Source organism: Pseudomonas sp. PA-1-3F, from assembly GCF_021609665.1.
Lineage (GTDB): Bacteria > Pseudomonadota > Gammaproteobacteria > Pseudomonadales > Pseudomonadaceae > Aquipseudomonas > Aquipseudomonas paracarnis.
The window spans coordinates 108,550-128,630 of record NZ_WJZD01000010.1 but is presented as its reverse complement, the minus strand read 5'-3'; the positions used below and the strand labels follow the sequence as shown (position 1 = coordinate 128,630).

At 60.1% G+C, this 20,081-nt stretch carries 18 protein-coding genes; 10 read left to right on the top strand and 8 right to left on the bottom strand.

Going from position 1 to position 20,081, the window contains the following annotated elements; all coding sequences use genetic code 11:
- Nucleotides 1-53 precede the first annotated feature (53 nt).
- Nucleotides 54-1,766, top strand: a complete 1,713-nt coding sequence (locus GIV26_RS09330; protein ID WP_034126118.1) for an ATP-binding protein — start codon at nt 54-56, stop codon at nt 1,764-1,766.
- Entirely contained in the window at nt 1,763-4,282 is a 2,520-nt protein-coding gene (gene uvrA / locus GIV26_RS09325) for an excinuclease ABC subunit UvrA (RefSeq protein WP_236280211.1), read from the top strand. The genes GIV26_RS09330 and uvrA overlap by 4 nt, the downstream gene beginning before the upstream one ends.
- 115 nt (nt 4,283-4,397) lie before the next feature.
- Here the strand turns inward: uvrA and argE are convergent, their stop codons facing one another.
- From argE to GIV26_RS09300, 5 genes are all read right to left on the bottom strand, one after another.
- Nucleotides 4,398-5,540, bottom strand: a complete 1,143-nt coding sequence (gene argE / locus GIV26_RS09320) for an acetylornithine deacetylase (protein ID WP_236280208.1) — start codon at nt 5,538-5,540, stop codon at nt 4,398-4,400.
- On the bottom strand, nt 5,537-6,214 hold the full coding sequence (locus GIV26_RS09315; RefSeq protein ID WP_034126115.1) for a DUF1028 domain-containing protein: 678 nt from the start codon (nt 6,212-6,214) through the stop codon (nt 5,537-5,539). Before GIV26_RS09315 ends, argE begins: the two co-directional genes overlap by 4 nt.
- Before the next feature lie 11 nt (nt 6,215-6,225).
- A complete protein-coding gene (locus GIV26_RS09310) occupies nt 6,226-6,636 on the bottom strand; it encodes a RidA family protein (protein WP_014718154.1) in 411 nt (136 codons plus the stop codon).
- Nucleotides 6,637-6,659: 23 nt separating this feature from the next.
- Nucleotides 6,660-7,991, bottom strand: a complete 1,332-nt coding sequence (locus GIV26_RS09305; protein ID WP_371264156.1) for a flavin-containing monooxygenase — start codon at nt 7,989-7,991, stop codon at nt 6,660-6,662.
- A gap of 189 nt (nt 7,992-8,180) precedes the next feature.
- Nucleotides 8,181-8,783 carry a LuxR C-terminal-related transcriptional regulator gene (locus GIV26_RS09300; RefSeq protein ID WP_034126113.1) on the bottom strand — a complete coding sequence of 201 codons (603 nt, stop codon included), beginning with the start codon at nt 8,781-8,783 and terminating at the stop codon, nt 8,181-8,183.
- A gap of 181 nt (nt 8,784-8,964) precedes the next feature.
- Here GIV26_RS09300 and GIV26_RS09295 point away from each other — a divergent pair, with 181 nt between their 5' ends.
- Complete coding sequence (locus GIV26_RS09295) at nt 8,965-10,578, top strand: ATP-binding response regulator (RefSeq protein WP_060764842.1); 1,614 nt, start codon at nt 8,965-8,967, stop codon at nt 10,576-10,578.
- Here GIV26_RS09295 and GIV26_RS09290 read toward each other — a convergent pair.
- A complete protein-coding gene (locus GIV26_RS09290) occupies nt 10,568-10,903 on the bottom strand; it encodes a hypothetical protein (protein ID WP_044273082.1) in 336 nt (111 codons plus the stop codon). The genes GIV26_RS09295 and GIV26_RS09290 overlap by 11 nt on opposite strands.
- A 176-nt stretch (nt 10,904-11,079) precedes the next feature.
- Between GIV26_RS09290 and GIV26_RS09285 the strand changes: the two genes are divergently transcribed.
- Complete coding sequence (locus GIV26_RS09285) at nt 11,080-11,562, top strand: GNAT family N-acetyltransferase (RefSeq protein ID WP_054917124.1); 483 nt, start codon at nt 11,080-11,082, stop codon at nt 11,560-11,562.
- Here the strand turns inward: GIV26_RS09285 and GIV26_RS09280 are convergent.
- Together GIV26_RS09280 and GIV26_RS09275 are read right to left on the bottom strand one after the other, a co-directional pair.
- Nucleotides 11,546-12,034 (bottom strand): HIT family protein, encoded by a 489-nt coding sequence (locus GIV26_RS09280; protein WP_236280206.1) that lies wholly within the window; start codon nt 12,032-12,034, stop codon nt 11,546-11,548. The two genes, GIV26_RS09285 and GIV26_RS09280, sit on opposite strands and share 17 nt — an antisense overlap.
- Nucleotides 12,035-12,268: 234 nt before the next feature.
- Nucleotides 12,269-12,787, bottom strand: a complete 519-nt coding sequence (locus tag GIV26_RS09275; RefSeq protein WP_034126109.1) for an Hcp family type VI secretion system effector — start codon at nt 12,785-12,787, stop codon at nt 12,269-12,271.
- A gap of 468 nt (nt 12,788-13,255) precedes the next feature.
- On the opposite strand from GIV26_RS09275, the gene tssA reads away from it, so the two are divergent.
- The 6 genes from tssA to tssG are packed head-to-tail and all read left to right on the top strand — an operon-like array spanning nt 13,256 to nt 20,008.
- Nucleotides 13,256-14,797, top strand: coding sequence for a type VI secretion system protein TssA (tssA, locus tag GIV26_RS09270; protein ID WP_236280204.1), 1,542 nt, complete (start codon nt 13,256-13,258; stop codon nt 14,795-14,797).
- Between the two features lie 25 nt (nt 14,798-14,822).
- Nucleotides 14,823-15,332 carry a type VI secretion system contractile sheath small subunit gene (gene tssB / locus GIV26_RS09265; RefSeq protein ID WP_034126107.1) on the top strand — a complete coding sequence of 170 codons (510 nt, stop codon included), beginning with the start codon at nt 14,823-14,825 and terminating at the stop codon, nt 15,330-15,332.
- Nucleotides 15,333-15,347: 15 nt separating this feature from the next.
- Complete coding sequence (gene tssC, locus GIV26_RS09260) at nt 15,348-16,826, top strand: type VI secretion system contractile sheath large subunit (protein ID WP_096144286.1); 1,479 nt, start codon at nt 15,348-15,350, stop codon at nt 16,824-16,826.
- A gap of 14 nt (nt 16,827-16,840) precedes the next feature.
- On the top strand, nt 16,841-17,242 hold the full coding sequence (tssE, locus tag GIV26_RS09255; RefSeq protein ID WP_054898539.1) for a type VI secretion system baseplate subunit TssE: 402 nt from the start codon (nt 16,841-16,843) through the stop codon (nt 17,240-17,242).
- Nucleotides 17,232-19,019 carry a type VI secretion system baseplate subunit TssF gene (tssF, locus tag GIV26_RS09250; RefSeq protein ID WP_236280194.1) on the top strand — a complete coding sequence of 596 codons (1,788 nt, stop codon included), beginning with the start codon at nt 17,232-17,234 and terminating at the stop codon, nt 19,017-19,019. Before tssE ends, tssF begins: the two co-directional genes overlap by 11 nt.
- Nucleotides 18,983-20,008: a type VI secretion system baseplate subunit TssG gene (gene tssG / locus GIV26_RS09245; RefSeq protein ID WP_236280192.1), complete on the top strand. Its 1,026-nt coding sequence runs from the start codon at nt 18,983-18,985 to the stop codon at nt 20,006-20,008. The genes tssF and tssG overlap by 37 nt, the downstream gene beginning before the upstream one ends.
- Nucleotides 20,009-20,081 lie beyond the last annotated feature (73 nt).

Genomic DNA, 20,081 nt, shown 5'->3' with positions numbered 1-20,081 from the left:
CGCTGGCGCGCTCCAAAACTTGCGACTGTCTTGTCCCTGCACAGAGCCCAATCATGCAATTTTTATCCAACCCCCATGGCTGTGAAGGCTGGGCCGGCGAAATGGCCCAGCGGATTCGCACGTTTGACTGGTCAAGTACCGACCTTGGCCCCTTGGATCAGTGGTCCACGAGCCTGGCTTGCACCGTGCAAATGATGCTCGCCTCACCCGTGCCGATGGTGATGCTGTGGGGGCGGGCGGGGTACATGATCTACAACGACAGCTATTCGGTATTTGCCGGCGGGCGCCATCCCTACCTCTTGGGCACTCCGGTAGAACTGGGCTGGCCGGAGGTGGCCGAGTTCAATCGGCATGTGGTGGATACGTGCCTGGCGGGCGGTACCTTGTCGTTCAATAACAAGGAGCTGGTGTTATCGCGTCACGGCCAACCGGAAAGCGTATGGCTGGACCTCTATTACAGCCCCGTGGCCGGGGACAACCAACAGCCGGCCGGGGTGCTGGCGATTGTGGTGGAAACCACCGAACTGGTGAAGTCCGAGCGGGTGCGCCAGGAGCTCACCCATAATCTGGAGCAACGCGTAGCCGCTGAAGTGCAGGCGCGGTCTGCCGCAGAAGACCAGTTGCGCCAGTCACAGAAGCTGGAAGCGATTGGCGGCCTGACCGGTGGCGTGGCCCATGACTTCAATAACCTGCTGCAAGTGATCGCCGGCAACCTGCATTTGCTCGCCCGGCATGAGCCGGACAATTGTCAGGTGCAACGTCGCGTCACCGCGGCCATCGCCGCCGTGGAGCGAGGGGCCAAGCTGTCGTCGCAACTTTTGGCCTTTGCCCGTCGCCAGCCCTTGTCTCCGGCGGTGTACAACCCGCAGCGCATCTACGCTGGCCTGGGCGAGCTGTTGCAACGGGCGTTGGGGGAAACCATTCATATCGACGTGCAACTGCCCCAGGACTCCTGGTGCATCAATGTCGACCGCAACCAGCTGGAAAACGCGCTGCTCAACCTGGCGATCAACGCCCGGGATGCCATGCAGGGCGAGGGTGTGATTCGTATCACCGGAGAAAACGTCATCCTCAACCCGGACGATTGCATCGGTAAAAGCATCAAGCCCGGCGAGTACGTGCGCCTGGCAGTGGCCGACACCGGCGTGGGCATGTCCGAGGCGACCCTCAAGCGCGCATTCGAACCCTTCTTTACCACCAAGCGCGAAGGCCACGGCACCGGCCTGGGCCTGAGCATGGTGTTCGGTTTTGTGCGCCAAAGTGGCGGGCACGTGGACATGTGGAGCGAGGAGGGCAAGGGCTCGGTGGTGCAGATGTATTTCCCCCACTGCCTGGAGCCTGAATGCTTCGACGACTACAGTGATGCGGACCTGCAAGGCGGCGGCCAGGAAACCATCCTGGTGGTCGAGGACAACGAAGGCGTGCGCCTGACGGTGGTCGAGTTGCTGCAGCAATCGGGTTATACCGTACTGACCGCCGAGGATGGCGACCGCGCGATGCAAGTGTTGCAGCGCGGCGTGTCGCCGGACCTGATCTTCACCGATGTGGTGATGCCGGGTCGGGTCAAGAGCACCGACCTGGCCACCTGGGCCCGCGCGCAGAACCCGCCGGTGCCGGTGCTGTTTACCTCGGGCCACACCCGCGACATTCTGTCTTCCAATCATCTGCTCAGCGCCGATATCCACCTGCTGAGCAAACCCTACAGCCCCGATGCCCTGACCCAACGCGTGCGCAGGGTGCTAAGCGCAAGACAAGGTTGCCCATGACTTCACAGCGCAACATCCCACCGCTCACCGCCCGGCAAACCGGCTTTGTCAGGGTGCGTGGCGCCCGTGAACATAATTTGCGCAATGTCGATGTGGATATTCCCCGGGACGCCCTGGTGGTATTTACCGGCGTGTCTGGCTCCGGCAAATCGTCTCTGGCGTTTTCCACGGTGTACGCGGAGGCCCAGCGCCGCTATTTCGAATCGGTGGCGCCCTATGCGCGGCGCTTGATCGACCAGGTCGGCGTGCCGGACGTAGACAGCATCGAAGGCTTGCCGCCTGCCGTGGCCCTGCAACAGCAACGGGGTACACCCAGTGCGCGCTCGTCGGTGGGCAGTGTCACCACCTTGTCGAGCTTGATCCGCATGCTCTATTCCCGCGCCGGCCGTTATCCGAAAGGGCAGGCCATGTTGTACGCCGAGGACTTCTCGCCGAACCTGCCCCAGGGCGCGTGCCCGCAATGCCACGGCCTGGGCCGCGTGTATGAAGTGACCGAAGCGCTGATGGTGCCCGATCCGTCCTTGACCATCCGCCAGCGTGCAGTGGCGTCCTGGCCGTTGGCGTGGCAGGGCCAGAACCTGCGCGACATCCTCGTGACCCTGGGTTATGACGTGGACATCCCATGGCGCGAGCTGCCGAAAAAGCAGCGCGACTGGATCCTGTTCACCGAAGAAACCCCCACCGTACCGGTGTACGCCGGCTTCACCCCGCAGCAGACCCGCGAGGCGTTGAAACGCAAGCTCGAACCCAGCTACCAAGGCACCTTCAGCGGCGCTCGGCGCTATATCCTGCACACCTTCGCCCACACCCAAAGCGCGCTGATGAAAAAGCGTGTATCGCAGTTCATGCAAGGCAGTGCCTGCCCATTGTGCGAGGGCAAACGCCTGAACCAGGCGGCGTTGTCGGTGAAGTTTGCCGGGGTGGATATCGGTGAGCTGTCGCAATTGTCCCTGGCGCAATTGGCCGAGTTGCTGCAGCCGGTGGCCGCGGGGCACGACACGATGAAGCTGTCGGTGGAAAAACGCCTGGCGGCCCAGCGCATCGCCCAGGACCTGCTCGAACGGGTCAACACCTTGATCGAACTGGGCCTGGGCTATCTGTCCCTGGAGCGCAGCACGCCGACCCTGTCGTCCGGGGAACTGCAGCGTCTGCGCCTGGCTACCCAATTGGGCTCGCAGTTGTTCGGTGTTATTTATGTGCTCGATGAGCCTTCGGCGGGCCTGCACCCGGCGGATGGCGAAGCATTGTTCACCGCGCTTGATCGTTTGAAGGCCGCGGGCAATTCGCTGTTTGTGGTGGAACATGACCTGGAAACCATGCGCCGCGCCGACTGGCTGATCGACGTGGGCCCGGCTGCCGGCGAACATGGCGGGCAAGTGCTGTACAGCGGGCCGCCCGCAGGGTTGGCGGATGTCGAGGCCTCGCAGACCCGCGAATACCTGTTTGCCTCACCTCGCCCGGCCAATGTGCCAAGCCGCGAGCCGGCCGGTTGGCTGAAGCTCAAAGGCGTGACGCGAAATAACCTGAAAGATTTGAACGTGGATTTCCCGCTGGGCTGTTTCACCGCGGTGACGGGGATTTCCGGCTCGGGCAAATCCAGCCTGGTCAGCCAGGCGCTGCTGGAATTGGTGGGCACGGGCCTGGGGCGTGTGCTGGAAAGCGACGACGAACCGAGCCTGGAAGATGCTGCACCGCAAGCCAGTGGCGGGCGCATCAGCGCCGGGCTCGAGCACATTCAGCGCCTGGTGCAGGTGGACCAGAAGCCCATCGGCCGCACGCCGCGTTCCAACCTGGCGACCTACACCGGGCTGTTCGACAACGTGCGCAAACTGTTTGCCGCCACGCCAGCGGCCAAGAAACGCAATTACGATGCCGGGCAGTTCTCCTTCAACGTCGCCAAGGGCCGTTGCCCGAACTGTGAGGGTGAAGGTTTTGTCAGCGTTGAATTGCTGTTCATGCCCAGCGTGTACGCGCCATGCCCGACCTGTCACGGCGCGCGCTATAACCCCGACACTCTGGCGATCAAATGGCAGGGCTTGAACATCGCCCAGGTGCTGGGGTTGACAGTGGAGCAAGCGGTGCAGGTGTTTGCCGAGCAGCCGGGCATCCTGCGTTCGTTAGTCGTGCTGCGCGATATCGGCCTGGGTTATCTGCGCCTCGGGCAGCCGGCCACCGAGTTGTCGGGCGGTGAGGCACAGCGCATCAAGCTCGCTACCGAGTTGCAACGCAATGCCCGGGGCGCCACCTTGTATGTGCTGGACGAGCCGACCACCGGGTTGCACCCCAGGGATGTCGATCGTTTGCTCAGCCAACTGAACCAGCTGGTGGATGCGGGGCATACGGTGGTTGTGGTGGAGCATGAAATGCGCGTGGTGGCCCAAAGTGACTGGGTGATTGATATCGGGCCGGGAGCAGGGGACTTGGGCGGGAGAGTCGTGGCGTGTGGGGCGCCGCAGAAAGTGGCCAAGAGCAAGACCAGCCGGACTGCGCCGTTTCTTGCTCGGGAGCTGGTCTGACTGGAGGCTGGCCTTTTGTGGGAGCTGGCTTGCCTGCGATGATGGCCCCCAGCCGACCCCTATCTGCCTGATCCAACACGATCCATTTGCATTGTCTGTGGAAGCAGTGTTTGGCTCAGCGGATCGAGTCCAGCATGCGCCCCAACATGGCATCACATCCCGCCAACTGCGCTACGCTCACAAACTCATCCGGCTTATGCCCCTGCTCCATGCTCCCGGGCCCGCATACCACGGTGGGAATGCCCGCCGCATCAAACAGCCCGCCTTCGGTGCCAAACGCTACGGTGCCGAACGCTTGCGAGCCGCAAAACGCCGCAATCAGCTGCGCCGCCTGGCTGTGCTCATCCGTGACCAGCCCCGGGTAGGCCGACAGCTCTGTGAACCGAATGGAGCTCTGCTTGCTGACCGCCTGCATACGCGGCAGTACCTGCTGCATGGCGTACGCTTGCAGTTCTTGAGCGACTTCAGCGGGGTCCGAGGCGGGCAGGGCGCGTACTTCAAAGTCAAAGCGACAATCGGCCGGGACGATGTTCAATGCCTTGCCGCCACTGATCAGGCCGGTCTGTACCGTGCTGAAAGGTGGGTTGAAACGTGGGTCCTGGTGCGAACGCAAGCGCTGGCCGATACGCCCGAGTTCGCAGATCAGATCGGCGGCATGTTCGATCGCATTCACCCCCGAGGGCGCATACGCCGAATGACATGCTTGACCCTGTATGTCGCAGCGCATCGCCAACTTTCCCTTATGACCCAACACCGGTTTGAGTTCGGTCGGTTCGCCGATGATGCACAGCATGGGTTTCACCGGGCGCTGTTCCAGAGCAGCGAGCAATGAGCGTACGCCCAGGCATCCGACTTCTTCATCGTAGGACAGGGCGATATGCACCGGCAGGCGCAACGGTGTTTTGACCAGTTCGGGTACCAACGCCAGCACGCATGCGATATACCCCTTCATGTCGGCAGTGCCGCGCCCGAACAACTTGCCGTCACGCTCGGTCAACGTGAACGGCGGCAGGGTCCAGGGTTGCCCATCCACTGGCACCACGTCGGTATGCCCCGACAGCACGATACCTGGCAGCTCAACCGGGCCGACGCTGGCAAACAGGTTGGCCTTGGTGCGTTGCGCGTTGTAGACCAACTCGCTGGCGATACCAAACCCGGCCAGGTAATCGCGCACAAACTCGATCAACTGAAGGTTGGACTCACGGCTGGTGGTGTCGAAGCCCACCAGCGTTTCCAGCAGGTCGCGGCTGCGGCTCATCGCTCGTCTCCGGCCACGCCGTAGCCGGGGGAGCGGTCGGGGGCGAGGGCGCGATCGATATAGTCCTGTACCTGTGGGCGGTAGGCGTCCCAGAGTTTTTGCAATTCGCCAATCGGCGCTTCGTCGGCCCAATCCACGCGCAAGTTGATGATCGGCCAAGTCAACTCGCCCACCACCACCAGCGCGGCGGAATGCACCGGGCCGGCTTCGCCACCGGCGGCGATGGCGGCATGCATCGCTGCCAGCAACCGGTCTGCGAGCTGGCCTTCGCCCTGTTCAAAGGCCGAGACCATCGCGGTGATGACTTCACGGTCGGCGAGCATATTGCCCGCCGCCACGCATTGCTCGCCCGATACCGCGTGATGGGTACCCAGGGTCTGGCTGCCGCTGAAATGCACGCTGCGGCCCAGGTGGTCTATCGCCGTCAGTTGCCGATACTGGCTGTAGCCGTTGCGGGTGAGTGCTTTGTCCACGGCATCGGTTGGGGCCAGGCCCTGTTCCAGCCCGTCGAGCACATCTGGGCCGAGGGCCGGCAAGGTGATGTTCTGGGTCGATACCGCGCCCACGCCGGGCCGCAGCCATGGGCAGCGAGCGCCTACGGCGATACTTGATGAGCTGATGGCAACGCCCAACTGGCCGGTTTCCGCGCAGCGGCCAACGATTGAAAAGGTCATGGCTAGCCTCCTTACTCTGGGATAACCGCGATCACATCGATTTCCATCAGCCACTGCGGCTGGCCCAGGGCCGAGACCACCAGCCCGGTGGAAATCGGGAATACGCCCTTGAGCCACTTGCCCACTTCCTGATACACCGGCTCGCGGTAGCGTGGGTCGATCAAGTAGGTGGTGGTTTTGACGATGTGGCTGAGGTCGCTGCCGGCTTCTTCGAGCAGTTGCTTGACGTTTTTCATCGCCTGCTCGGCCTGGGCCCGAGGGTCGCCGAGGCCCACCAGGTTGCCATCGAAATCAGTGCCCACCTGGCCGCGTACATACACGGTGTTGCCGGCGCGCACGGCCTGGCACAGGTCGTTATCCAGGCTCTGGTTGGGATAGGTTTCTTTGGTGTTGAACATGCGGATGCGAGTGTGAGTAGGCATCAAAAAACTCCAGGAAAAAGTGATCAGGCGCTGACAGGGGTCTGGCGGGCAACCGGCGCAGCTTCGCGGTACTCGAGGTACTGACGCTGGATAGCGATATGGTCGGCTACGTATTTGGCGTCGTGCCACACCCCCCAGATAAACGACGAGCCACGCCGCGATTGCCATGGCAAACCGAGGAAGTAGATGCCGGCTTCGCTGGATACACCACGTTGGTGTTGCGGCTTGCCGGCGGCGTCGAAAGCGTCCACCTGTAGCCAGCTGTAGTCCACGACAAACCCGGTGGCCCAGATGATCGAGGTGATGCCCGCTTCGGCCAGGTCCAGCGTCAGGATTGGCTGCTTGATGCATTCAGCGTCGGGAAACACGCGACGTGCTTCGGGCTCCTGGGGCAGGTCGAGACCATTGCGTTCGACATACGCGTCGGCCGCGTCCAGCAGGGCCAGGTAGTTCTCATCCCCGCGTGCCAGGTTTTCCACCAGGTTGGGTTGGAACGTCGCCACTGTGCCGTCGAAGGCTTGGGTCAGGCCAACCAGGGTCATGCCTTGCTGGGCCAGTTCACGGAAGTCGATGGTCTTGCCGCCGTGGGCGCCGCTCACAGCAATGGTCACGTGTTCACGGCCAGGTTTCATCGCCGCCTGGTCCCACTCGCCCAAAACCCCCAGCCACCAGCAGAAATCCCGGTTGCGATAGGCGCGGGGCGGTCGGTCATGGGCGCCTACCGACAGGTAGACCTGGCGACCGGCGCGCTGCAGTTCATCGGCGATTTGTACGCCGGAAGAACCGGCGCCCACCACTAATACGGCGCCCGCCGGCAGTTGCCCAGGGTTGCGATAGTCGGCGGAATGGATCTGGTGCAGAGCCGTGCCTGTCGGCGCTATGCCTGGAATCACGGGCTTCTGGAATGGCCCGGTGGCGGCGACCACGCGGTTGGCTTCGATCACACCTTCACTGGTGTGCACGGTGAAGCCGGGGCGGCCGATGTTACGTACCACTGACGTCACGTCCACGCCAGTGCGGATCGGCGCATTGAATTTGCGTGCGTAGGCTTCAAAGTAATCGGCGACACGCTCTTTTGGCGCGAAGCCATCGGCAGGGACGTCGTCGAATTCCAGACCGGGGAAGCGGTCATGCCAGGCCGGGCCGTTGGCGACCAACGAGTCCCAGCGCCCGGTGCGCCAGCGTTCGGCGATACGGCTGCGCTCCAGCACCAGGTGCGGCACGCCTTGCTTGCTCAAATGCTCGCTCATGGCCACGCCAGCCTGACCTGCGCCCACCACCAGCGTGTCTATTTTTGTTATTGCTTGAGTCATGTGTCTGTCCTTGCGTAATGCAGTTGGATTCAGCTTGGGCATGACGTCAAGTTAGGGGGCGGGCGGTGATTAATAAAATATTATTAAGTTGGGAATTGAGCATAAATATCGGATGCAGAGGGGGCTGTAGGAGCTAGCTTGCTCGCGAAAAACGTCAACGCTAACGCGTGTTTTCTGAGTCAACGCGGCGCCTGTGGTTTTCTCGCGAGTAAGCTCGCTCCTACAAACAGCTTAGAGCTCTCCGGAGTACTTCACCGCCGCCGCCGCCCGCGACGGTACCTTCAGACTGCGCAGCAGGGACGACACATGAATGCGCACGGTAAACGGCGAGATATCCAGGGCCTTGGCGATTTCCTTGTTGGTCTTGCCCTGGGCAATCAGGCGCAACACTTCCTGCTGGCGGGTGGTAAGGGTATGAGTGTCCAGCGGCAGCAGGCCCGACGGCGCGAACTTGACCAGCACTTCGCCGGCGCGTATCGCCAGCAGCGCCTGGCCGATCTCATCCGGGGCGATGTTCTTGCCGATAAAACCGTCGACGCCCAAGGCCATGACTTGTTCGATCAGCGCAGGGTCGTCGACCATCGACACCACCACCAAGGTGGTGCGTCGCAGTTGCTGGCGCAGTTCGGCCAGTTGGCTGATGCAGGTCAGGCCGGGAAAGCGCAAATCGAGGATCAGGGTATCGACCTCGCCCGCCTCGCGCAGCAACGTATTCACCGTGGCCAGGTCGCCGGCCTCTTGCACCTGGGCGTCGGGCAGCAAGCGTTGCACGGTGCGCGCCATGCCTTCGCGAAACATGGGGTGGTCGTCGGCGATGATGATCCGGCCGGTCATGGTGAGCTCCTTCCTGGGGCCAGGTTGTGTCGAGGCATGCTACTTTATTTACCCTCGGTGTAGGAGCGAGCTTGCTCGCGAAGCACGCACCGGCACCGCGTATTCCCAGGTCAAACGCGTTATCGTTGACGTTTTTCGCGAGCAAGCTCGCTCCTACAGATGATAGGTCAAGGATATGACGATGAGCCCCGAGACTAACTCCGAACTCGATCAGGCTAATCTGCGCATCGTAGTGGCCAGCATCGCTATCGTTTACATCGGCGTGCTGGGCTTTTTGCCTGGGCAGTCGTTGGACACCTATCTGCCGGTGATCCTGTATATCTTGCTGTTCCTGCTGGCATCCATCGTGTTGCGCCAGGTGATCGCACGCTGGCCCGGGCATTATCCGGCGCGGCGGATCTTCGGCATGATCCACGACTACACGGGCACTTCGTTCGGCCTGGTGATGGGCGGTGAGGCGGCATTGCCGCTGTATGCGGTGATGGTCTGGGTGAACCTGGGCAACGGCATGCGCTACGGTTCGCGCTACCTGGCAATCGCGACGGGGCTGGCGTTGCTGGCGCTGTTGATCGTGTACCAACTCACGCCGCTGTGGCAGGCGCAACCCTTCATGATGCTGATGCTGATGATCACCAGCACAGTGATCCCGGTGTACGCCCATATCCTGTTGGAGCGCACACGCAAGGCTTCCGAGCAAGCCATCGCCGCCAACCTGGAAAAGTCGCGCTTTCTTGCCCAGGCCAGCCATGACCTGCGCCAGCCGATCCACTCCATCGGCCTGTTCACCGCCTGCTTGCGCGAAGCCCGCTTGGGGGAGGACGAACAGCGCCTGGTGGACAATATCGACCGCTCTTTGCTTAACGTGTCGCAATTGTTTCGTTCGATTCTCGACCTTTACACCCTCGACAACGGACGCCTGTTGCCCAAATACCAAGTGATTCACCTGGGTGACTTTCTCGCCGACCTGGTGCGCCAGAACGCCGAGGCTGCGCGTTGGGCTGGAGTGCAGTTGCGCTTGCGCGCCTGCGCTCACTGGGTGCTGGTCGACCCGGCCATGTTGGCAACGATGGTGCAGAACCTGCTCTCCAATTGCTTCAAATACGGCGCGCAACGACCAGTGCTGATCGGTGTGCGTGTTCGCGATAACGGCTTGGTGGTGGAGGTGCACGACCAGGGGCGGGGCATTGCCAGGGAGCATCTGTCAAAGGTCTTCGAAGAGTTTTATCGCGTGCGCCAACTGCGTGACAAGGACGTTGAAGGCGTGGGCCTTGGGCTGTCCATCGTCAAGCGCCTGGGGCAGTTGATGGGGTTGCAGGTGAGCCTGCGTTCGCGGGTGGGCCATGGCACCTCAGTGAGTCTGCATGGCCTGGCCCTGGCCACCGCGCCGCGTCGACCGGCAGTGCGTGACGATGCTCGCCAGGCCGGTCTGCTCAGCGGTCTGAAAGTGTGCCTGGTGGAGGATGACTACAACGTGCTGCTCGCCACCCAAGCTTTGCTCGAGCGCTGGGGGTGCGAGGTGCAGGCCGAGTCCACGGGGCAGGGCTTGGTCAGCGACTGCGACATCATCGTTGCCGACTACGATCTGGGCAACCATGCCACCGGCATTGAATGCATCGACCAGCTACGCGAACAACGCGGCTGGGCGGTGCCAGCGCTGATCCTCACCGGGCACGATGTGGAGAAAATCCAGGCCGCGTTGCATGATCGGCAGATCGCTATCCTCTCCAAACCGGTACGCCCTGCGGAGCTGCGCGGCACCCTGCGTGAGCTCAGTCAGGAAAAAATTACTGCATGAACGGCGTCAACCCATTGCCTTTGGCGCCCTTGGGCATGCAGTAGGCCGCGGGCTTCATCAGGCCGAAGCTGGCAATCGCGAACGCGCCGCCGCTCGCACCGCTGGGCACGGAGCAGTTGTACTCGCCGGAGGCTGTGTTAGCGACGTAGTAGGTGGTCATGGAGTCGCTGCGCACATTGGAAATACGTTTTACCGGCTCGCCCAGATTGGTTTCCGAGAGCTTCTTGAGATGATCTTCGGTGGGCTTGATATTGCTGCAACCGGCGACGCCGATGATCAAGGCGCCCAGCAGGGCAAGACGAGTGACAGGGGAGTGGAGTTTCATGGTGCTTCTTCCTTGGGGTTGTTTTGGTTTTTCCAACGCGCAAAGAACCCGCGCGCACTGAGTGCGCGGTGTGGATGAGAACGTTGGAAGTGCCGCGGAATATAGCGCCGCCGTGGGGTGGGGTCGATTAGCACAAATGGGCTAGTGGCAGTTTGAGGTCATGGAAGGAGCTTGCGATGCTGGAGATAAAACGTGCCACGCCGGATGACGCCGAGCGTGCGTTCGAGATTCGACGCGAGGCCATTCGCGGCCAATGCATTGGCGCCTACAGCGCTGAGCAAATGGCGCTCTGGACCCGAGGTCACGCCAGCGATGGCTACAGCGTGTTGATGGAAAAACAGTTTTACATGGGCTGGCTGAATGACGAGCCTGTCGCCACCGGTATGCTCGATCTTGCCGACGGTGAAATAGGGGCCTTGTTTGTATTGCCCGCTTACATGGGGCAAGGCCTTGGCAAGGCAATGCTTGCTCATCTGGAAGGCGTGGCACGCCAGCAAGCGATTGAACAGGTTGTGCTGGATGCGACCTTGAACGCGGTAAGTTTTTATAGCGCGTGCGGGTATGTAGGCGATGAGCAGGCGGTGTATCGCTCTCCGTCCGGGTTGGTGCTGGCGTGTGTGCCGATGGTGAAGCGGCTGCGGGTTATGAGTCCCGCTTGAATGCAGCGCGCAATTGCTCGATCACCTGCGCCACCCCTGGCCCTTGAACCTGCGGCGGGGTTAGGCTCTCGCCAAACTCTCGCCATACAAACAGGGTCAGTTCAGCGCCATCGGTCAGGGGTTCGAGGGGCGGCGTACCGAAAGCGTACAGCGAGCGGTAGCGTTCGTCCTGCCAGAACGCTCGCTCCACCCAGTCATAGACAGGAATGAAGTGAAAGTGCAGCGGGAAACCCGGCATATGTCCGTAGCGGCTGATATATAGCCACTTCGGCTGGAGCTGGGCTTGCATCACTCGTTGGATGTTGGCGAGCAAACGGCCCATTTCGGCCAGTGCGGCTTCTGGCATGTCAGCGAGGGAGTCAACCGGTACCTTGGCACCAAGCATCAGGTAGCCCGGCAGCTTCGACGCCAGGTGGTGGTTGAGCTGCCAGTGCTCGGTCTGGTGAAGGATGAAGGCCGGGTCGATGTGCATACGCGCGCATCCGTGTGGGCGGGAGCGCCAGGATAACAAAACTGCGTGCTTGCTCGCGAAGGCGGCCTGATAGCCGACCAGATGTCAGATCAGACCGCGTACATATCCGTTACTCAGGTAACGGCCACCTAGGGTTCCGCAATGACGGCGGCTCACTTTGCAAAAGCGGCAAATCAAGCAAAACGCTCTTGCCCCATTACTCGGCACCTCGTTAGCGGGGCCCTATCGCCCTGCTTAGCCGCCGGCCACTGGACTGCGCCAGTCGTCCGAACCGGACGTCCCGGCGACCTCGTGAGTCCAGATGATCTTGCGATAGCTGAAGTGCACGTCCTCCAGATGGGTGAAGTGGGCGTTGTCGGGGTCCTGGCAGTTGGGCATGCGCGATTGGATGTCCACGATGGTCGCGCCTTCCAGTTCAATGGTGAAGTAGTGCTCCAGGGTCCCGGAGGAAGAGTTGCGCAGCCATTCCAGCCGGCAGGACACTTCTTCGCCGGTAGTCAGGGCGCTGAACAACAAGGGTGAGGATTTATCGAAAACCTTGCTGATCATCAGCGGTTTGTGCACGCGCTGACCGGTTGGCTGGCCGGATTGCGGGTCGCGAGGAATGATCACCTGGTGAGCAAATGCTTGTACCAGTATCTGGTCCTCATGACCTTCCTGATAAATGCTGCCTACCGAGTCCTGAGTAAATGTGCCTGCCGTAATCAAACCTTGTTTGACACCGGTGATGGAGAGATACGCGGGTGTTGGCATGACGGGTTTCCTTGCCTGATTGAGTAGGTATTGCCGAACAGCAAAAGCGCTGAAGGGGCAGAGGCCTATAACAAGAAGCGTGCCTGAAAGTATGAAAACCAATGAAATAAAGACCAAGGCGGCTCTGTGTTCGTTTGTTGAGAGCTTATTGTCGAGCGGTAGGTGGATTTCAGCGCTATTAGTTTCACGCCTGCGCGCACTTAGTTGCTCATGCCCTATAAGTTGTAAATGCGCGGCTGTCGGAGATAAAGCGTGGATTTTTCGATGAAGAGGTGCGCAAATAGTTGCGCATTCCTTTATTTGTTGGGTGTGTAGGACGTTTCTTAAGTTCCGTTCCGTTACTTGCTGATTGTTTTTGTCGTGGCTAAGGTTCACTCACTTCGATGAGTTTTTAATGGAAGTTCAAGGGCGTTTCGACAATGGCGTTAAGTCCTCCTATTTACCTCGGACGGATGTGTGCAACTCAAAATGGCTTATTCAGAAGAACTTTATGTTCATTACCGCAAGCTTGCACGGACAGCATGTTGCTCAAGCAGTTTTGTTGGTAGTGACGTGCGTTTTTCGAGCGAGTTTGAAGCGCTGGAGGCCGAGCTTGGCAAAGCCCAGTCTATCCATGTTGCGGGCCAGCCGGATTGGCAGAAGGTCAGCGAAATCAGCGAGCATTTGCTGCGTGATCACTCCAAGGATCTACGCGTCGCCGTCTGGTTGGTCTGGGCCCTGTATCAACGTGATTCATTTGCTGGATTGCTGGCCGGTCTCGGTTTGCTGCGTGACCTGTGTGAACTCCATTGGGAGCAGGTTTACCCTGGCAAGCTACGAACCCGCGCTGCGGCGTTTGGCTGGCTGGTGTCGCGCCTTGAGCAAGCATTTGCACTCAACCCGTCGCTCAGCGATCAACGGCCGTTATTCCAGGCCCTGTTGGAACACCTGGCATGTCTCGACCAGCTATGGGGAGAACAACTTGGAAGCGATGCACCTTTGCTGCTGCCGATTCGCCGGCAGTTGTCGGAGCGCTTGGCGCAGGGTGTGTCCGAACCTGGCGGTGTAGCGACCGTCATTGCCCAGGTCAAGCAGACGACCCAGTTGCTGAGTCCCGGGCAACCGATCAATAACGAAAAAGACGCGCACAGACTGCTGCGCACTTTACAGGAGCAGGCCCGCCCGTTATGTGCCTGGTGGTTGCGCCAGAACGCAACCGACCTGCGTGCCTTGCGCCTGGGTCGAACCTTGGCGTGGTTGATGCTCGTCAATTATCCCGACGCCAACAGTGAGCGAGTAACGGCGTTGCGCCCGTTGGTCGCGGACAAGCGCAAGCGCTATCAAGAACGTCTCAGCCAAGGCCATTACGCCGATCTGTTGCCTGAGCTTGAGGTAAGCCTGGCGGGTGCGTTGTTCTGGTTGGATGGTTTGCGCATGGTCTGGGAGTGCCTGGACGCCTTGCATGCAAACCTGGCCATGACTGAACTGGAGATGCATTTGGCTCTGCTGCTGCAGCGCCTGCCGCACCTGCCTGAATATCGGTTCAACGACGGCACCCCCTTTGCCGACCCTGCGACAGGTGAGTGGATCGCGCTGCATGTGATGCGTCACGTGCACAAGCCCGAGCCCTCCCATGTTGTCGCCGACAGTCACACGCAGCCCTGGGAGACCACATTGCAAGCGGTGATGCCTTGCCTGCGAAAGGACGGCCTCAAGGCAGCAGTGGCCGTACTCAAGCAAGGGCTGCAGGCGGCGTGCGGTGATCGAGCGCGCTTTCATTGGCGCCTGGCGCTGGCCAGGTTGTGCGTGGCGGCTGGCAAGCATGAGCTGGCCAGGCTTCAGCTGGAAGAACTCGACCTTCAATTACAGCGCACAGGCCTGGAAAGTTGGGAGCCGGCGCTGACCTTGCAAGTCGGCAAGCTTCTGTATCGCTGCTATGAGCTGTTGCCACAAACCCAGCCCATATGCGACTGCAAAGACGCACTGCATCGCAGGTTGTGCCATTTCGATCTTGAAGCAGTACTTGAATAGCGCCTCATCAAAAAGGAAAAGCACCATGGCCAAAGACGGTTCGGTAGCCCCCAAGGAACGTATCAATATTACTTTCAAACCCGCTGTCGGTGGGGCCCAGGAAGAAGTCGAGCTGCCGTTGAAGCTGCTGGTGCTGGGAGATTTTTCCCAGCGTGCGGACCCACGCAAACTCGAGGATCGCAAGCCCATCGGTATCGACAAGCACACCTTTGACGAGGTGTTGGCCAAGCAAGCCTTGAGCCTGACGCTGAGCGTACCCAATCGCCTGCAGGATACCGCTGATGTGGAGGAGTTGCCGATCCAGGTGCAGATCAACGTCATGAGGGACTTCAACCCCGCAAACCTGGTCGAGCAGATCCCGGCGTTGCAAAAGCTGATGGCATTGCGTGAAGCCCTGGTGGCGCTCAAGGGGCCGCTGGGGAACACGCCGAACTTTCGCAAGGCTATCGAGCAGGCATTGGCCAATGACGACTCCCGCGCTCGAGTCCTGGCCGAACTGGGGCTGGACAGCCCTCAAGCATTGCCGTTTCAGTAAAGGGACACTGACACCATGAACACGATTGAACACAGCTCGAAACTCGTACAAACCACCGAAACCTGCAGCATCCTCGATAACATCATTGCCCAGACCTTGCTCAGTGCCGACGACGAGGCTTACGGCATCGCCAAGCGCGGCGTGTCGGCGTTCATTGCAGAGCTGGTGAAGCCACATAACTGTGATGAGCCGGTAAAGAAACACCTGGTCGACCGCATGATTGCCGAGATCGATACCAAGCTCAGCCAGCAAATGGATGAAATCCTGCACCATCCGGACTTCCAGGCACTGGAGGCTTCATGGCGAGGCTTGCAGTTGCTGGTCGAGCGCACCAATTTTCGCGAAAACATCAAGATCGAGCTCTTGAATGTCTCGCGCCAGGACCTCCTGGACGACTTCGAAGACTCATCGGAGATCACCCAGTCCGGGCTTTACAAACATGTCTACAGTGCTGAATACGGCCAGTTCGGCGGACAGCCGGTGGGCGCAATCATTGCCAACTACTTTCTCTCGCCCAACGCACCTGATGTGAAGCTGATGCAGTACGCATCCAGCGTCGCCAGCATGGCCCATGCGCCTTTTATCGCCGCTGCCGGGCCCGGGTTCTTCGGTTTGGAAAGTTTCACCGGGCTGCCGGACCTGAAGGATCTGCGAGATCATTTCGAAGGTCCGCAATTTGCCAAGTGGCAAAGTTTCCGGCAGAGCGAAGACGCCCGTTATATGGGCCTTACCGTACCGCGCTTTCTGTTGCGTACCCCGTATGACCCCCTTGAGTATCCAGTCAAGACCTTTGCCTACCAGGAGAATGTGGTTAATAGCCACGAGCATTACTTGTGGGGCAATACCGCGTATGCCTTTGCCACCCGCCTGACCGACAGCTTTGCGCGATTTCGCTGGTGCCCGAACATTATCGGCCCGCAAAGCGGCGGAGCGGTCGAGGACCTCCCGCTGCATCACTTCCAGAGCATGGGCGAGATCGAAACCAAAATCCCTACCGAGGTGCTGGTATCGGACCGACGCGAATACGAGTTGGCACAAGAAGGTTTCATCGCCTTGACCATGCGCAAAGGCAGCGATAACGCGGCGTTCTTTTCCGCCAGCTCCGTGCAGAAGCCAAAATCCTTTGGTATCAGTGAGGAGGGCAGGGCCGCAGAGCTGAATTACCGCCTGGGCACCCAATTGCCTTACATGATGGTAGTCAACCGCTTGGCGCACTACCTCAAAGTGCTGCAGCGCGAGCAGTTGGGCGCATGGAAAGAGCGCACAGACCTGGAGCTGGAACTCAACAAGTGGATTCGCCAGTACGTGGCGGACCAGGAAAATCCTAGTGCCGAGGTACGTGGGCGGCGCCCGTTGCGAGCTGCACGCATTGTCGTCAGTGATGTCGATGGCGAACCTGGCTGGTACCGGGTCAATCTGACTGTGCGCCCGCATTTCAAGTACATGGGGGCAGATTTCACTTTGTCCCTGGTCGGTAAGCTGGATAAAGAATGAGCAGAGGCTACGGCATGCCAGAGCACGGCAGCCTTTTCGAACGCCTCGAATGCGGTGCGTCGCCCCCGGAGGGCGGGGCGGCATCCATTGCTGCCCATCTGGGGAAAATGCTCAGCACTCGCGCGGGCAGTGTCAAGACATTGCCTGATTATGGGCTGCCGGACCTCAATGACATGCGGCTTAGCTTGCATGAGTCCTTGAGCCAGTCGCGTCTACATATCGAGCGCTTTATCCAGGCCTATGAACCGCGGTTGACGAATGCACGTGTCAGGCTGTTGCCGGGGGCGCGTGAATCCCTGGAGTTGGCGTTTGCCATCGAGGCTGAGCGGGCCATTGACGGCATCCTGCAGCCCGTGGTGTTCCACGCCCGCCTCACGGATGCCGGGCGGGTTGAGGTTTTTACCGATGACGCTTGACCGATATTTTCAAAGCGAACTCAGTGCCCTGCGCCAACTGGGCAGGCGTTTTTCAGAGCGCAATCCCGCCCTGGCGCCGTTTCTCGTCGAGGCTGGTCAGGACCCGGATGTCGAACGCTTGCTGGAGGGTTTTGCCTTTTTGACCGCGCGCCTGCGCCAGAAGCTGGATGACGAACTGCCGGAGTTGACGCATTCGTTGATGCACTTGCTCTGGCCTCATTACATGCGGCCGATACCGGCCTTCAGCATCCTGCAATTCGATCCGTTGAAACGCGCTGGTCCCGGTGTTCGAGTGGGTCGGGACACCGCCGTGGAAAGCGCCACCATCCACGGCGAGCGTTGCCGGTTCCGTACATGCTACGCCACCGATGTCATGCCCCTGCAACTCAGTGGCCTGGAATACCGGAGCCAGGGCGAAGGGGCCCGTCTGGATTTGCACCTGAGCATGAGTGTCGCAGGTAACTTCAGCGAGTTGGCATTTGATTCACTGCGCTTGCACCTGGCCGGAGATCCTTATGTCAGTCAGGGCCTGTATCTGAACCTGTTGCGTCATCTCGATGGGATCTGCCTGCTGTTACTGGATCACGACGGTATGCCGATCATCGCCAGCGATGGCATGCCCGTGATGCTACGGCTTGCTGCTGACCAGGTTCGGCCGGTGGGATTCTCCAAGGAGCAGGCGTTGATTCCTTATCCGCAGAATGCCCTGGGGGGTTATCGACACCTGCAGGAGTACTTTGCTTTTCCCGAGAAGTACCTGTTTGTCGACGTTGAAGGTCTGAGTGTGCTGCACACGCTGTCTCACGAGCTGCTCCGGCAGGCGCATGGCATGGTAATGCGCTTTGAACATCGCACTTACGGCCGTGAACCTCAGCGTCCCACCCTGGACAACATAAAGTTGTATTGCACGCCTATCGTCAACCTGTTCAAGCAGGATGCGATTCCTATTCGCCTGGATGGAAAGCAGGATGAGTACCTCTTGGTGCCCGGGGAATATACGTCGGGTAATGCCAGCGTCTTTTCCGTGGATCAGGTCACTGGGTGGCGCCCCGGTGGCTTGGGCTATCAAACCTACGTGCCGTTCGAGTCGTTTGAGCATGACTGCGACACTGAGCCCCTGGCGGCACCGCCCAGCTACAGCATTCGCCAACGCTCGTCGGTTCAACATGCCGGGCTCGATACCTGGATGGGGTTTGGCAACCGCCGCGAACGGGGCCATGAGACCTTGTCGGTCGAACTGACCTGTACTAATTGCAACCTGCCGCGCCAACTGCGTGCGGGTGATATCAATCTGCCCGGTGAGCAGACGCCGGAGTCGTTGACGTTCCGCAACATCACCGCGCCAACGGCGAGCTTCGCACCACCACTGGACCAAGACTATCTGTGGAAGCTCATCAGCAACATGTCGCTCAACTATTTGTCGTTGACCGATATCAATGCCTTGAAAGTGATTCTGGAGTCCTACGATTTGTCGCGTTATTACGATCGCCAGGCGCTGAAGGTCAGCCAGAAAAGACTGGGCGCCTTGCTCTCCATCCGCCAAGAGCCAGTGGATCGCCTGCACCGCGGGCTGCCCATCCGAGGCGTGCGGATCGATCTGACGGTCGATTCCCAGGGCTTTGTTGGCCAGGGCGACCTGTTTGTATTCGCTTGCGTTCTAAATGAGTTTTTTGCGCTTTATGCCAGCCTCAATTCGTATCACGAGTTGCGGGTCATCAGCACACAAGGAGACGTGTATCTATGGCCATCCCAGATGGGACAGCAACCCCAGCTCTGACTCAACTTTGTCGCGTTATCCGTGAGTTCACGTTGTTTCAGGCGGTTCTGCAGGTTATCGAGCATTTGCGCGAGGCCCATCCGCTTTTAGATGACGACGCGCTGTACGACCAGTTGGAATTCCAGGCCAACCCTGGTCTCGGGTTTGCCGCGCACGATATTGACCGGGTGGAGTTCTTTATGGAACAGGGCCAATTGCGCGCACGCCTGCGTCTGAATGTGTTGGGGTTATTCGGTGCGGGGTCACCACTGCCCGCGTTTTATGGTGAGCAGGCATTCGCCGAGCGCTCGGGTGGCAACCCGACTCGGGATTTACTCGACCTGTTCCACCATCGGCTGCACCGGCTGATGCTGCCGATCTGGCGCAAGTACCGCTATCGGGCGTGTTTCCGGGCAGGTGCCAACGATAGGTTTTCCGAGCAGATGTTTGCCTTGATAGGGCTGGGCGCAGCTGCGATACGGGGCGTTTGCCAAGTCGATTGCAAGCGCTTGCTGCCTTACCTTGGCTTGCTGAGTTTACGGGTGCATTCGGCGGCGTTGATCGAGTCGGTCCTGCGTTACTACTTCATGCACGAGGCGTTGTTTCTAGAGCAATGGGTTGCACGTACGGTCGAGGTCTGCCAGACGCAGCGCAATCATCTGGGGCGGGCCAATAGTGCTCTTGGCGATGACCTGGTTCTGGGGCACCGCATCGCTGACCGCAGTGGCAAGTTCAGGGTGCATGTCCGGGCGCTGTGCTGGGAGCGTTTCCACGATTTCCTGCCCACCGGAAGTGCCTACCAACCACTGCGTTCGCTGGTGCGCCTGACCCTGCGGGACCCCTTGGACTACGACCTGAGCCTGATGTTGGCGCAGGGCCAGATCAAGGCCTTGCATATTGGTGAGAACACAGTTTGCCGCCTGGGCTGGACCACTTGGCTGGCGCATGAACAGGCCGATGGCGTGGTCACGCTGACCCACAATTCATCAGGGATTAATGACCATGACTAATGCGGACCTGCAACAACTGATCGGCGCGCTGTCGGCAAGACCGACACAGTGCTGGCCCTGGCGTGTTTCGACG